Raw genomic sequence first — 13351 nt, 5'->3', positions numbered from 1 at the left:
CTGGAAAAGCAGATCGCCGACGACACGCAGAAGATCCGTGATCAGTACGATCCGGCCACGCTGTCCTTCGAAACCTTCAAGCTCACGCCGGTAAAGAAGAACATCCAGGTGACTGCGACGGGGATTTTGTGGTTGGCGAAGGCTTAGCCCCTTCTTCGCCATGGTCTTTTTAATACAAATCTGGCGTGACTTTTGGCTCAGTCGCCGTCTGCGACGGGCTCTTGAAAGGCATGCCGCTCGACTATTCAGTCCCGTGGAAAGAAACGTCGTCTCTGAGGCACTGGCGGGCAGTACATTTCCACTATTGGAACACCGAACCGCCGAGTCGCTCCGAGTCAAACTCGCCATCCTGGTTTTATCTGAAGGAAAAACGGATCGCTTTCAAGCGATGTTGGATTTAGCGAAGCGTGATTGGCGCGATGTGTTAGTCTCGGCAGGAATGGCCAGGGTGGACTGGATCGATGTGCTCCGACGCAAAGGAGTTGTGATTTAACTCGCGATGCGAAAGGGCCACGAACTGCCAACCGACACTGACGTGGGCAGGATCAATACACATCCCGGCGATACCTCTTCGCTTCCTTCATCGCGTGCACATAGGCAGTGGCTTCCTCGGGAGTTTTGCCGCCCTCCTGTTCCACAATGGTATGCAGAGCTTTGTCCACATCGCTGGCCATGCGGGCGGCATCGCCACAGACGTAGAAGATGGCGCCTTGTTCGAGCCATGCCCATAACTCGGCGCTGTTTTCCAGCATCTTGTGCTGCACGTAGATTTTCTCCGCCTGATCGCGGCTCCAGGCGGTGCTGAACTTGGTCAGAGTGCCGTCAGCCAGGTACGCCTCAAACTCCTCCTTGTAGAAGAAACATGACTTGGAGCTGACTTCGCCAAAGAAAAGCCAGGCCTTGCCTTTGGCGCTCGTTGCTTTGCGTTCTTCGAGGAAAGCTCGGAAGGGGGCGATGCCGGTGCCGGGGCCGCACATGATGATGGGTGTCTCCTCCTGCGGTTCGGGCAGGCGGAAACCTTTGCCATGATTCACGAAGCAGGGAATGAGTGTCTCGTTCGGCGTCACACGCTCAGCCAGGAAGGTGGAGCAGACGCCGCCGCGTGCGCGGTTGTGGCTGGTGTAGCGCACCGTGGCCACGGTGAGATGCACCTCGTCCGGATGCGCCTTCTGGCTGCTGCTGATGGAGTAGAGACGGATGTTCAGCTTCTTCTGCGTAAGCATGAACTCCTCCGGCGTGAATTTCGCCAGCGGGTTTTCGAGCAGTAGATCGACCACGAAGCGGCCCCAGAGGTACTCCTTGAGAGCGTCCTTTTTTTCTGGAACGCTCAGGTCAGCCAGCAGTGTATCACCTTCGGTCTTTTCGATGATGGCTTTGATGAGCTTATTGTCGATCTCGGTGATGAGTGCGCCCTCGATCAATGCCTGCCGGATCGGCACATCGGCGGCGGTTTTCGGATGCTTGACGATTTCTGCACCGGTGAAGCCGAGAGCGGCGAGCGTGTCCTCCACCAACGCGGGATCGTTGGTGGGCTGCACGGCCAGAGAGTCACCAGGCGTGTACTCCAAGCCCGAACCTGCCAGATCAATCTCGTAATGTGCCGTGTGCTTGGGCGCATCCGGCCCGGAAAGATTGTACATTCGCTTCACCTTTGCGATGCAGGGGTTCTTGACGTTGTAAACGGGTTTTCCGGCTTCAGGAGTGCTCATGGCATGAGCCTAAAAGGCTGGCTCGAGATTGTCAAACCACCCGCTCTTCAGGCAGGGAGAATCAACAGCGCCCTGGCGCCGGACGTTTCCACGCGGTTCACCAGCTCCACACTACCACCGTGCAATTGCGCAACTTCTTTCACAAAGCAAAGCCCCAGCCCCGTGCTCTTCTTACCGCTGTCCGGTCGTGGCAAGGAGTAGAAGCGTTCGAAGACGCGCTCATGTGCGTATTCCGGCAGGCCTGGCCCTGAGTCTTCGACTTCGCATACGATGTGTGCATCGCAGTGGAAGCCACGTACAGAGATCACACTGCCGGCTGGAGCGAAATCGATCGCGTTTTGCAGCAAGTTTCCGATGGCAAGTTCCAGCAGCCAGGGATCGCCCTTCACCACAAGACCACTGTTCATCTCGCGCTCCAGCCGTACTTCCCTGGCCAGTGCGATCAACGCCAGATGGTCCCATGCGCGGTCCAGCACGGCGCCCAGATCCACGGTCTCGTTCGTTTCCAGTTTCTTCTGCTTTTCGAGGGACGCTAGGTGCAGCAGGCGTTCCAGGAGATCGCGCAAGCGCCCTGCCTCGGCGCGGATGTTTTGCAGAAAGCGGGCCCGCTTCGGCTCTGGAACGTCGCCTTGCAAAATCTCAGTGGCACCGAGGATGGCGGCCACTGGACTCTTCAGTTCATGGGTAAGGCTTTGTACATAGTTCTCGACGTACTCCCGGCCTTCCAGAGCATCGCGCATGTCCTCCAGCGCCTTGGCGAGTGTCTTCATCTGATGTCCGGGCATGTGCGGCGGGGTGGAGCGCTCGCCTCGGCTCACGGCGAGCGCATGCTGGGTCAGCACCTCCAGCGGACGCGTAGCCCAGCGCGCCGCGAGGTAGATGCCCAGCAGCATGAGCACCACCGTGGTGACGATGGACCACTTCAGCCAGCGTTCCGTTTCCCACACAAAGGCCAGCACACCACGCTGAGGCTTGGCCACGCTGATCATGCCAATGGTCCTGCCATGTTGCCGGATGGGAGCACCGACATACATCACGATGGAGAGTGGATCGCGGTCGCTGCTGCGGGATGACCGCGCACCGTACTGCCCCATAAGAGTCAGATTCACGTCCCGATGTCTTGATATCGTGCCGGGGGTCTCAATGCCCGCAGAGTCAAACAGCACGTGGCCCTGCGCATCGGTGACATAGACCTGCATGTCCACCCTGGTTTTGCTTAGATTGTAGATCTGGGCATTGAGCTCGCGTTGCTGGGCGGCGCGCACGGCTTTCTGGACGAGCTCCGGTTTGAGCACTCCATCCTCCGCATCTGCCGCGATGACTTCGGCAAGAATGTTTGCCACATCCACCATCGGCTCTTCCACGGCCTCAAAGTACTGCCGCTCCACCCGGTGAATAAGCTGGGTGAAGAGCACAAACAACCCCAGCGTGGCCACCACGGCAAATCCCAGGAGAAAGCGCGCGGTGAGGCTCATGCGTCAGGCCAGGTTTCGAGCAGTGAGTAGCCCATGCCGCGATGTGTGACGATGGGGTCCAGCCCCTCACGCACGCCGCGCATGCGCGCGCGCAGGGTTTTGACATGAGTGTCCACCGTGCGTTCCATCGAGGCATCCGGCTCCTCGGAGGCATGGTCCATGAGCTGTTCCCGGCTGAACACTCGACCTGGATGCGCCGCGAAGGCCTTGAGCATGCGAAACTCATACCGCGAAAGGTTTAGCGCCGTGCCAAAGTAGATGGCCTGGCAGCGTGTTTCATCGATGACCAGGGGAACCGAGGCATCGGCTGCTTGGACGGGCAAAGGCACCGCAGAAACCCGGCGGAGAATGGCACGCACGCGCGCCACGAGTTCACGCGGACTGAAGGGCTTCACGACGTAGTCGTCTCCGCCGATCTCCAAACCCACCACGCGGTCCACTTCGCTGGAACGCGCGGTGAGAAAGAGGATCGGCAGTGACTGTGTCTTGCGGATGGCCTTGCATACCTCGAAGCCTGTCATGTCAGGCAGGCCGACATCGAGGATGATGAGACTGATGTCCTGCGACTTCATCTGCTCCAACGCGGCGGCACCGGTGGCAGCGGTCGAGACAGCGAAGCCGTCGGCCTCGAGCGCATAGACGACGTTTTCGCAGATGGATGGCTCGTCTTCGACAATGAGTATTTTGGCAGGCATTTTCGGCTGGGGGTGATTGTTGAACGTTCCGACTTCCGCTGACAAGACGCTTGTGAGGAATATCCACACGCCTCGGAAGCTATGGTTTTCAGGCCCGGCCGGCAGAGACAACGCTGTGGAGAACGGCGCAAAACTCATCTTCATCCGCGAAGTAGAAAGAATTCCCCTTCCCGTCCAGCAGGACGTTGCGTGCATAGAGGAAAAGTACCACCATCAGAATCGAGGCGGCCAGCAGAAGTAGAGGTCGGTTTGCTTTCATCGGCGCCCATCTTCAAAAGGGGCGTGAAACCTTGATGAAGCCGAGATGAAATGATGGTGAAAAAAGCGTTCCACAAAAATCACACCCGAAGCAAAGGAAGGGGCCGGGCAGCAGCGTTTGTTTTCACCTCATCCGTCATGCCACGACTCATTCTGCCTCTCCTCCTTTGCAGCGGGCTTTTAAATGCCGCCGAAGTTCCGCCTGCGTTGCGCGAACACCCGCTTCCGGAAGCTGCTGCTCTCAAGGATGCCCAGGGCCGTGACAATGGCGTACGGTTTGTCGATCTGAACGGAGATGGCCATGAGGACATCGTCCTCTCCAATGCGCGTGAGTACGGCGTGTTTCTCTTTGTTCCCAAGGAGCGGGCCAAAAAAAACCTGCAATGGAACGAAGGCTGGTCGCAGGTGATGCGCGAAGGGAAGGCGGGAGACGCAAACAGCCTGCCGCTGATCGTTCGGGCTGATGGCAGCGACAATGGCGTCACTTTCCACGACAGCGCGATGTGGGTGGCGTCCACGAAGCAGCAGGTGCCGTTCACAGAACTGCTGAAAGTCCCTGGGCCTGCACCGAAGTCCCCGCAGGAGTCGCTCAAGGCGCTGCATGTAAAGCCGGGTTTCGAGGCGATGCTGGCAGCCGCCGAGCCACTGGTGCAGGATCCTGTGTTCATCGACTGGGATGCGAAAGGCCGCATGTGGGTGGTGGAGATGGGCGACTATCCCTTTGCTCCTGGCGAGAAAACGAAGGACGGCAGCGTGGGACAGGACAAGGTTTCTGACCTTCAGACGGGCCGTGTAAAAATTCTCGAAGACACGAATGGCGACGGTGTGTACGACAAAGCCACGCTCTTCCTCGACGGCCTCAAGCACCCCACCGGGCTTGCACCATGGAAGGGCGGAGTCTTCATCGCAAACATCCCGGACATCTTCTATGCCGAGGACACGGATGGCGATGGCAGGTGCGACAAACGTGAGACGTGGTTCACCGGCTTTACGGCAGGCAATCCGCAGCATCTGGTGAACGGTTTCTGCTGGGGGCTGGATGGCTGGTTCTACGGCGCCAATGGCGACAGCGGTGGCGACATCACCTGCGTGAAGACCGGCAAAAAGATAGCGCTGGGCACGAATGACTTTCGTTTTGATCCACGCACAGGTGAGTTCGCGCTCGAAGGCGGGCGCAGCCAGTATGGCAAATGGCGCGATGATTTTGGCAACTGGTTTGGCAACAACAACAGCACCATCGGCTGGCACTACTGGCTGCCATTCCGCTATCTGGAGCGTCATCCCAATGTGGTGGTGAAATCCGTGCGTGGGGACATGAATGATGAGAAGCGCATTTTCCCCGCCAGCCCGCCGGTGCGACGTTTTAACCAAGGCAGCGCGATCAACACGCTCACCTCCGGCTGCTCGCCCATGCCGTTCAGGGACACCTCGTTCGGCGCGGATGGCGAAAAGGTGATGTTCATCTGCGAACCGGCCAACAATCTGGTGCACCGCGAGGTGCTGAACTACGAAGGCGCCTCGATCACGAGCAGACGCCATCCAGACGATGTGGGGAGTGAATTCATCGCAAGTGAGGACAACTGGTTCCGCCCCAGCATGGCACGCACCGGTCCTGATGGCGCGCTGTATGTCGTGGACATGTACCGGCTGGTGCTGGAACACCCCGAATGGATTCCGGCTGAGATCGCGCGCGGCTTGGAGCTGCGGGGCGGAGAGGATCGCGGACGCATCTATCGCATCAGTAAATCCGGACCGCTTAAAGGCGTGACAGCCATCGACAATCCCATTGCAGCGATGGCGTCTTTGAATGGATGGATGAGAGATACGGCGCAGCGGCTGCTGATTGAAAAGGATGACAAAGCTGCGGCGCCAGAGCTGAAGAAACTGCTCAGCGCAACGCCTGCGGTACGGGTGCAGGCAGCATACACCCTCGTGCAGCTCGGAGGCATGACTCCTGACGAAGCCGTCGCACTGATCAAGCCACTGATGCCGCAGATCCGAGCGAGCGCTTTGACGGCCACCGGAACGCAGCAGGATGAAGTGTTTGGCGATTTGGAGAAACCATTGCTGAAACAAACACCCCAGAAGACTTCCGCGATGGCGGCCATGCCGGCGATCACGAACAACAATCCGGACCGGCAGAAGGTCGTGACCCGATACGTGCAGGAGACGGCCAGCCTCAGTGGCGATTTGAAGCGTGGTGCCGTCGTGTTTCAGAAGATCTGCATGGTGTGCCACAAGGTGCGCGAGCTGGGTATCGAGGTAGGCCCTGACCTGACCACCGTGGCCACCAAGCCGCGCGAACAACTCATCGAAGCCATCTTTGATCCGAACCGTGCCGTGGAGCAGCGAAACGCGGCCACGCAGGTGACAAAAAAAGACCAGACTTTGCTCACCGGACAGCTCACCGCCGAAACGCCGGGGAGCATCACGGTCCGTCTGCCCGGGGGCGCGGACATCGTGGTTCTGCGTACAGATATTCAAGCCATGAAAACGCTGACGACATCGATCATGCCCGAAGGCCTGGAAAGTGTGCTCAGCGCGCAGGATGTGGCCGATGTGCTGACCTTCATCGGCGGCAAATAGGCCGTGACATTCCTGCACGCGGTTTGGTAACAACATTCACGCAGCTGGAAACCGTGCTGCCGCAGGAAAAGCTTCACATCACCCGCTGATGATGCCTGGTCACCTCACTTCACGTCACGCCACAGCCAGCGAAGGGCGTCGGGCAGGTGGGGAGCCATGCCCTTGCTGCCGTGGAAGCACTTCGTCCAGTCAATGCGGAAGTCGTAGTCCTTGTATTTGAGCGCAGCGGCCATCTGCTTGTTCGCTATGGGCCAGTTGCCAAATTTGTTGTCCAGATCGTTTTCACCATCGAGCAAGTAGACACGGATGGGCTTGCGCTCACCTGCGCGGATGATGGAGGGGTACACGTCCCCGCCTCGCAAATCAACGAAGGAGCCCACCCAAGAGAGCACTTTGCGAAATTTGTCCGGCTTCTCCCACGCCACGGTGAAGGAGCAGATGCCACCGGATGAACCGCCCCCAATGGCCCAGGCCTCGGGCTGCGGGCGGAACTTGGTCTGATACCGCTTCCCGACCTCCGGGAGAATCTCCTCAAGCAGGAACCGCGCATAGGCATCTCCGAGCGAGTCATACTCAAAGCCGCGGTTCGCCGGCTTGTCACCGGGCTTTTGCTTCTTCATGCGGCCCGGATCAACAAAGACGCCCACGGTGCGAGGCATCTCCTTTTTGTGAATGAGGTTGTCGAAAACGACGGAGACACGCATGGACCCATTGGGATCCACATGCCGAGAGCCATCCTGCCAGACCATGAGGCAGGTCTCTTCTCCAGGCTGAAATCCTGCGGGCAGATACACGGTGACGTCACGCACGGTGTCGGGAAAGACTTCGCTCGTGCTCCACTCGAATTTTTCCAGCCTGCCCTGCGGCACGTCCTTCTGCGGCAGGCTTTCGGCGGTGTATTCAAAGTGCTCGACATGCACGGTGCCTGCGAGGTGGGGCATGCCCTCAGACTCGACGCGATAGCCGATCTCGGAAAAATTAGGCAATTCTGTCACCAGCACCTGCAGGCCATCATCTGTCAGCGCCGTCATTTCACCAATGAGTGTGCCGTCCTGCTGCACGACGCGCGCCGGCTTGGGATCAATGATGGCCCAGGCCACGGTGGTTGCCTCGATCTTCGCCGCAGCCCTGCCCTGGGTCAGATTCTGCCGGCCAAAAAGCTTCATCACCTGATCATGCAGCGCTTTCTGCGCCTCGGGCTGCGAGGCCTTTGCCAGTTCGGCCGCGATCTGCCGTGGCGTGATGTGCGCCTCCACAGCCCGCTTTACCTGGGCGGAGCTGAAACTGGCGGCAACAAAGAACAACGATAGAAGAACGACACGCATGAGTGCGCCTTCTAACGGCTGCATGCGCCGTGGAATATCGCTGATTTGCCTGAGCGCCGTTTGTTTTACAGCGCCGCAGTGAACGGAGTCTTGCCAGTGGGCATCCCTGCGGTGCGCAGACGAGCCTCAATGCCTTCCATCATCGTGCGGACATGGCGCCATTTGGTGCGGTCGCGCATGAGTTCCATGCTTTTTTCATACGAGCCCCAGTGGATGACTTCGATGTCCACATGACGCACGCCCCAGTCGTCCATCTGATTGCGGCTGGGTTTGTAGAGATCAATCGTGCCGGTGCCGACGAGTGCGCTGCCATAGTCGTCCACCACATAGGTCACTCCAGGCTGCCCGGCGATGCGGAACTGGGTGCCCACGGGAAAACGGGACCAGTCAGCTGCAGCGCTGCGGATGCTGCCAAACTTCAAATTGGTGCCTATCGCGTTCTTCACACCATAGACGATGTGGTCGCTTTCGTTGTGGGTGTAGGCGGTCGTGCGCACCCGCATCTGAGAATTGCGATGCAGATTTGACGCCACCATCAGCGGTGGCTTGGGCTCGTTGAAGACAAAGGTGTATCGTTTGATCGCACTGGGGCGGAAGGGAATGTTCGAAGCCAGGGCTTTGCGCACTTCGTATTTCACGCCTGTTTGCAGAGGGGCGGAATCTTTATGCAGCTTTTCCTTCCAGTAGGTGAGCAGCGGCTGTTTGGGCAGAGCGCAGGCTGAAAGAGTGGCCATTAAGGCACCACACAGACCAGAGGTGATCAAACGTGAGTTGTACATGGCTGGTTATTTTTGTAATTACGAGAAAGATACTGTAAATTTCATATATCTTCAATATAAAAAGCATATTTTATATACTTTTAAAGTTCAGTATGGCTTAATTACCGTAATTACTAAACAATGGACTCTACAGTCCTCCCGCTCTGCCGACGGTTGAGTCTACTCGCCCTGCCCTTCCCAGAGCTTCCGCCAGTGATCGAGGCGTTCTTTGATGCGGGCCTCCAGGCCGTTCGCCGTCGGATCGTAGTATTGTTTTCCGCCTTCCAGACATCGCTGCGGGACAAATCCACCCTCGTAGTTGTGCGGGTACAGGTAGCCCTCTCCGTGGCCGAATTCTTTGGCTGCTTTCTTGTGGTGCGCGTCCCTGAGGTGCTTTGGCACGGGCAGAGTGCGGCCGTTTTTCACGTCATCCAAAGCGGCATCGATGGCTGTGTAGGAGCGGTTGCTCTTCGGCGCAGTGGCATTGTAGATCGTGGCATGTGCCAGGATGATGCGCGCCTCCGGCATGCCGATAAACTCCACCGCCTGCTGCGCGGCCACGGCCACGCGCAGCGCATTGCTGTCCGCCATGCCGATGTCCTCGCTGGCGGCAATGACGATGCGCCGTGCAATAAAACGGATGTCCTCCCCTGCGTAGAGCATCTTGGCCAGCCAGTAGAGCGCAGCGTCCGGGTCCGAGGCGCGCATGCTTTTGATGAAGGCGCTGATGGTGTCGTAGTGCGCGTCTCCATCCCCATCGTAAACAACGGTCTTTTGCTGCACGGATTCCTCTGCGGCGGCGAGAGTGATGACGATGTCGCCCGCGGCATCCGGCACGGTGGAGAGCACGGCAAGCTCCAGTGCATTCAGGCAGCGTCGTGCATCTCCATCCGCCACCGTGGCCAGATGCAGGCGAGCATCCGGCTCGATTCGCGCATTCATCGCTCCCAGGCCGCGCTCGGCATCGCTCAGCGCACGGTCCATGAGTGCCTCCAGATCTGCGATGCCCAGCGGCTCCAAGGTGAAAACCTGCGAGCGGCTGACCAGCGGACTGTTTACATAAAAGAAAGGATTGTGCGTGGTGGCGCCGATGAAACGCAGAGTGCCGCGTTCCAGATGCGGCAGCAGCACATCCTGCTGCGCCTTGTTGAAACGGTGGATCTCATCCACAAAGAGGATGGTCGTTTTATTGTAGAGCCGCAGATGGTGGCCGGCGTTCTCGGCTTCCTTGCGGATGTCCGCCACGCTGCTCTCCACCCCGCTGAGCGTGACGAAGCGCGACTTCGTCTCCTGCGAGATGATGTGCGCCAGCGTGGTCTTGCCCACGCCGGGCGGGCCGTAGAGAATGATGGAGGAAAAGCGGTCCGCCTGCACGGCACGGCGCAGCAGTTTCCCTTCCGCCAAAATATGCTGCTGCCCGGCGTACTCGGCCAGAGTGCGCGGGCGCATGCGGGAGGCCAGCGGCGCCCCGGCATGGTGCACCGCCGCAGCCGCACGTGGCGACTCCGGGGGAGGGGCGGCAAAAAAATCTTCACTCATGACACTTCTGGCAGGGAGCGATGCATGACCCGGAATCGCTCTCTCGGCAAATCGCAGTTTGCACCTGCGGTCGTTTGATGTTCGATAACGCCCCTCCCCGAATGAAAGTCTCCAAAAAAGCCGAATACGCCCTCCGCGCCCTTGTGGCAATGGGGCGTGAGCGCGAGGGCACGAACTTTTCCATCCAGGATCTGGCCAGCAGGGAGCACATACCTCTGAAGTTTCTGGAGCAGATCCTCCTGGCTTTGAAAAATGGCGGCCTGCTGCGCAGCAAGCGCGGCGTGGGCGGCGGCTACCAGCTGGTAGCCCACCCGGCGCGCATCACGCTGGGAGAGGTGGTGACGCTGTTTGACGGTCCGTTTGATCCCGTCCCCGGGGCGGAAAAGGATGCACTGGGTCAGGTCTTCAACGGACTGCGGGAACAGGTGACGCAATGGTTTGCAGAGCACACCGTCGCGCAGATCATCGAGAAGGAGCGGAGCCGGGAGACGGTGTCGTTTGATATTTGAGGCGTCGAGCATGCTTCGGAACGGGGCTCTGTGCCACGGCAGGATGATGGTCCGGGTCATCTCACTCTCTCCAGCCGAAGTCAGGAGGCCCCGTCGTTATGAGCATCACTTCCCAAACAGCCACTTCGCGAGCATCAGCGTCCACACGATATTGAAGGCCTGCCCGCCGATGAAGGCCAGGGCCGGTTTGCCTCCGCCCATCTTGAACAGTTCTCCGAGGCGAGTCTCCAGACCGATGCATACGAAGGCTGCCGCGAACCACACGTCCCGGAAGTTTTTGATAGGGTCCTTCGCCGCCTTCAGGGCGTCGGCAGGGATAAAGTAGGAGAAGGCGATGGAGGCAATGACAAAGCCGATGACGAATTTGGGGAAGCGCTCCCAGATGACAGCGGCGGAAACTTTTTGACCTGAGGCTGCGCCGCCGCGCATGGTCCACCAGATGGAGAGGATGAAAGCGGCGACGCCGATGAGCACATTCTGCGACATCTTCACGATTGAGCCCGTCGTCACTGCTGCCTCGCCAACTGATTTTGTGGCCGCAGTCACAGACGCTGTGGTGTCCAGAGTTCCGCCGAGCCATGCACCGGCCACAGCATCAGAGAGGCCCAGGGCCTGGCAGACCCACGGCATGAAGATGATCATGGGCAGCGCGCAGACGAGCACCAGAGAGGTGACGTAGGAGAGCTTCTTTTTGTCTCCCTGAATGGCCCCGCAGGCGGCGATGGCGGCGGAGACGCCGCAGATGGAGACGGCGGTGGAAAGCATGACGCCGAACTCGTCGTCCACCTTCAGCCGGCGCGTCAAAAAGAAGCAGACATACCACACCACGGGGATCACCAGCGCGGCCTGCACCATTCCTGGGACGCCCGCTTTCATGATCTCCGGAAGTGCAATGGTGGCGCCGTGAATGACGATGCCCACCTTGATGAAAAACTCCGCACGGGCAGCGCCGCGCAGCCAGCCGGGCATGGGCAGCAGGTGGCTCCAGACCAGGCCCAGTGCCAGCGCGAAGACGACGTATTCCAGCCCCCAGGCCTTGATGCTGGAAATGGCCGCTATTTGCTGGGAGCCCCAGGCCAGGGCCAGCACCACCGCAGCGCCAAACAACACGCGCGGCCCGAAGAACAGGGCGGCAAACACCGCCAGCGTGCCCATCATCACCCAGATGGAGGGATTCCACCCGGCTGCCAGAGCCCCCAGTATGGGCAGTCCTGCCAGCACCGCCAGCCAGTCCTCGTTGTTCCACCAGTGGTTTGGAGGCGTGATGTCTGGAGAGGAGGCTGTAGGAGAAGTGGCGTCGGGCATGATGGTAAAAAAAATCGCGGCGGGAAAAGCCGCCGCGATTCAAACGCCCGATCTGAGACTGTTTTTACTGCCAGTTCCCGAAGGCGTAAGGATTGTTGGGATTCACCGCGGGCTGCTGGTTGTAGCCGCTGCCGGAATAGTAACTGGACTGCTGGCCATAGCCGTAATTTGGCTGCTGGCCGTAGCCGTAGCCGGACTGCTGCGGATAGCCCTGGCTGTAAGGCTGGTTGTAACTGCCCTGGTTGCAATAGGGCTGGTTGTAGCCCTGCTGCGAATAGCCACGCTGGCCATTGTTCATCATGCTGCCAGCCAATGCACCAAGGATGCCCCCAATGGCGGCGCCTTCGAGGCCCCGGTGGCGCTGGTTCCCAATGATGCCTCCGGCACCGGCGCCGATCAGCGCGCCCGCGACTGTGCTGCCGCCGCCCCCGCCGTAGCCGCCGCCATAACCACCTCCATAGCCGTACCCGCCGCCGTAGGGGTAGGGTCCTGCGCAGGAGGTAAGTGAGAATGCCAGCAGCAGCGTACCCAAGGAGAGCGTGCGAACGAGAGAAGTCTTCATGAGATGGTGGAGTGAATCTTTGTCCTGCACTCTGACGCTGCCCTTGCTGAAGTATTCGATTATATTTTTCACACCGTTTCGGGAGCCGGGAGGCCAAGGCGGAAAAGGCATTCTTCGATCTCCGTGCCACGGGCATTGGCATAGCCGCAGCTTCTCCCTACAAGGACAAATCCGCACTGGATCAGCACTCGGATGGAGGCGGCATTGTCCGCGGCGGCACGTGCGTAGATGGGCCGCGCAGGCTGATGGTGGCGGAGGAATTCCACGAGAGCACGGGTGGCGAGTCCCCGTCCCCAGCATTCCCTGCCCAGCCAGTAGGTCACTTCGGGCTTCCCGTCTTCCACATAGCTCATCACATGCCCGGCGGTAGCGCCGTCGTGTGCAATGGCGCGGACCACGATGTCGGGATCCGAGAGAATTCTCTTCCAGTGCGCCATGAACGCCGCATGGTCGGCAGGGTCTTTTGCAGTGAAAGCAGCCATGTGCACCGCCTCTTTATCCTGCTGATGCCGGAAAAACACAGGCAGGTCATCAGCTGTTACTTGGCGCAGGAGCACTGCGGTGCCTTCCGCAGGTGGCACAAACTGGGGAGCCGGCTGCGAGTGGCTGGTCATGACGGCCACGTGAGCC

At 59.4% G+C, this 13351-nt stretch carries 12 protein-coding genes; 2 read left to right on the top strand and 10 right to left on the bottom strand.

Annotation, left to right across the window (positions count from 1 at the left end; genetic code table 11):
• Nucleotides 1–545 precede the first annotated feature (545 nt).
• The 4 genes from ACILSR_RS16920 to ACILSR_RS16905 form a co-directional block, all read right to left on the bottom strand.
• The gene (locus ACILSR_RS16920) at nucleotides 546–1709 is read right to left on the bottom strand and encodes a sulfite reductase flavoprotein subunit alpha (protein WP_395750971.1); all 1164 of its coding nucleotides are present in this window, start codon (nucleotides 1707–1709) and stop codon (nucleotides 546–548) included.
• A 47-nt stretch (nucleotides 1710–1756) separates the two neighbouring features.
• Nucleotides 1757–3184, bottom strand: coding sequence for a two-component system sensor histidine kinase CreC (creC, locus tag ACILSR_RS16915; protein WP_395750970.1), 1428 nt, complete (start codon nucleotides 3182–3184; stop codon nucleotides 1757–1759).
• Nucleotides 3181–3879 carry a two-component system response regulator CreB gene (gene creB / locus ACILSR_RS16910; RefSeq protein ID WP_395750969.1) on the bottom strand — a complete coding sequence of 233 codons (699 nt, stop codon included), beginning with the start codon at nucleotides 3877–3879 and terminating at the stop codon, nucleotides 3181–3183. The genes creC and creB overlap by 4 nt, the downstream gene beginning before the upstream one ends.
• 88 nt (nucleotides 3880–3967) lie before the next feature.
• Nucleotides 3968–4138 (bottom strand): hypothetical protein, encoded by a 171-nt coding sequence (locus ACILSR_RS16905; RefSeq protein ID WP_395750968.1) that lies wholly within the window; start codon nucleotides 4136–4138, stop codon nucleotides 3968–3970.
• A 137-nt stretch (nucleotides 4139–4275) separates the two neighbouring features.
• Here ACILSR_RS16905 and ACILSR_RS16900 point away from each other — a divergent pair, with 137 nt between their 5' ends.
• Nucleotides 4276–6723: a PVC-type heme-binding CxxCH protein gene (locus ACILSR_RS16900; RefSeq protein ID WP_395750967.1), complete on the top strand. Its 2448-nt coding sequence runs from the start codon at nucleotides 4276–4278 to the stop codon at nucleotides 6721–6723.
• 104 nt (nucleotides 6724–6827) lie between these two features.
• Here ACILSR_RS16900 and ACILSR_RS16895 read toward each other — a convergent pair whose 3' ends face one another.
• The 3 genes from ACILSR_RS16895 to ACILSR_RS16885 form a co-directional block, all read right to left on the bottom strand.
• On the bottom strand, nucleotides 6828–8072 hold the full coding sequence (locus tag ACILSR_RS16895; RefSeq protein WP_395750966.1) for an alpha/beta hydrolase: 1245 nt from the start codon (nucleotides 8070–8072) through the stop codon (nucleotides 6828–6830).
• 41 nt (nucleotides 8073–8113) lie between these two features.
• Nucleotides 8114–8827, bottom strand: a complete 714-nt coding sequence (locus tag ACILSR_RS16890; RefSeq protein ID WP_395750965.1) for a 3D domain-containing protein — start codon at nucleotides 8825–8827, stop codon at nucleotides 8114–8116.
• A gap of 159 nt (nucleotides 8828–8986) precedes the next feature.
• Entirely contained in the window at nucleotides 8987–10345 is a 1359-nt protein-coding gene (locus tag ACILSR_RS16885; RefSeq protein WP_395750964.1) for a replication-associated recombination protein A, read from the bottom strand.
• A gap of 101 nt (nucleotides 10346–10446) precedes the next feature.
• On the opposite strand from ACILSR_RS16885, the gene ACILSR_RS16880 reads away from it, so the two are divergent.
• Nucleotides 10447–10854 carry an RrF2 family transcriptional regulator gene (locus ACILSR_RS16880; protein WP_395750963.1) on the top strand — a complete coding sequence of 136 codons (408 nt, stop codon included), beginning with the start codon at nucleotides 10447–10449 and terminating at the stop codon, nucleotides 10852–10854.
• Nucleotides 10855–10959: 105 nt separating this feature from the next.
• Here ACILSR_RS16880 and ACILSR_RS16875 read toward each other — a convergent pair whose 3' ends face one another.
• The 3 genes from ACILSR_RS16875 to ACILSR_RS16865 form a co-directional block, all read right to left on the bottom strand.
• Nucleotides 10960–12159, bottom strand: a complete 1200-nt coding sequence (locus ACILSR_RS16875; protein WP_395750962.1) for a YeiH family protein — start codon at nucleotides 12157–12159, stop codon at nucleotides 10960–10962.
• A gap of 64 nt (nucleotides 12160–12223) precedes the next feature.
• Nucleotides 12224–12721, bottom strand: a complete 498-nt coding sequence (locus ACILSR_RS16870) for a hypothetical protein (RefSeq protein WP_395750961.1) — start codon at nucleotides 12719–12721, stop codon at nucleotides 12224–12226.
• Nucleotides 12722–12789: 68 nt separating this feature from the next.
• Nucleotides 12790–13335, bottom strand: a complete 546-nt coding sequence (locus ACILSR_RS16865; protein ID WP_395750960.1) for a GNAT family N-acetyltransferase — start codon at nucleotides 13333–13335, stop codon at nucleotides 12790–12792.
• Between the last annotated feature and the right edge of the window lie 16 nt (nucleotides 13336–13351).

The sequence above is a fragment of the Prosthecobacter sp. genome (assembly GCF_044222565.1).
Classification (GTDB): domain Bacteria; phylum Verrucomicrobiota; class Verrucomicrobiia; order Verrucomicrobiales; family Verrucomicrobiaceae; genus Prosthecobacter.
Note: the sequence above shows the minus strand (reverse complement) of the source record. Positions and strands in the feature narration are given on the sequence as shown.

Excerpts from the sequence above, each read along its gene's own strand:
- ACILSR_RS16895 (WP_395750966.1), bottom strand. The coding sequence starts at position 8,072 with ATGCAGCCGTTAGAAGGCGCACTCATGCGTGTCGTTCTTCTATCGTTG.
- ACILSR_RS16870 (WP_395750961.1), bottom strand. The coding sequence starts at position 12,721 with ATGAAGACTTCTCTCGTTCGCACGCTCTCCTTGGGTACGCTGCTGCTG.
- ACILSR_RS16905 (WP_395750968.1), bottom strand. The coding sequence starts at position 4,138 with ATGAAAGCAAACCGACCTCTACTTCTGCTGGCCGCCTCGATTCTGATG.
- creC (WP_395750970.1), bottom strand. The coding sequence starts at position 3,184 with ATGAGCCTCACCGCGCGCTTTCTCCTGGGATTTGCCGTGGTGGCCACG.
- ACILSR_RS16875 (WP_395750962.1), bottom strand. The coding sequence starts at position 12,159 with ATGCCCGACGCCACTTCTCCTACAGCCTCCTCTCCAGACATCACGCCT.
- ACILSR_RS16890 (WP_395750965.1), bottom strand. The coding sequence starts at position 8,827 with ATGTACAACTCACGTTTGATCACCTCTGGTCTGTGTGGTGCCTTAATG.
- ACILSR_RS16880 (WP_395750963.1), top strand. The coding sequence starts at position 10,447 with ATGAAAGTCTCCAAAAAAGCCGAATACGCCCTCCGCGCCCTTGTGGCA.
- ACILSR_RS16900 (WP_395750967.1), top strand. The coding sequence starts at position 4,276 with ATGCCACGACTCATTCTGCCTCTCCTCCTTTGCAGCGGGCTTTTAAAT.
- ACILSR_RS16865 (WP_395750960.1), bottom strand. The coding sequence starts at position 13,335 with ATGACCAGCCACTCGCAGCCGGCTCCCCAGTTTGTGCCACCTGCGGAA.
- ACILSR_RS16920 (WP_395750971.1), bottom strand. The coding sequence starts at position 1,709 with ATGAGCACTCCTGAAGCCGGAAAACCCGTTTACAACGTCAAGAACCCC.
- creB (WP_395750969.1), bottom strand. The coding sequence starts at position 3,879 with ATGCCTGCCAAAATACTCATTGTCGAAGACGAGCCATCCATCTGCGAA.
- ACILSR_RS16885 (WP_395750964.1), bottom strand. The coding sequence starts at position 10,345 with ATGAGTGAAGATTTTTTTGCCGCCCCTCCCCCGGAGTCGCCACGTGCG.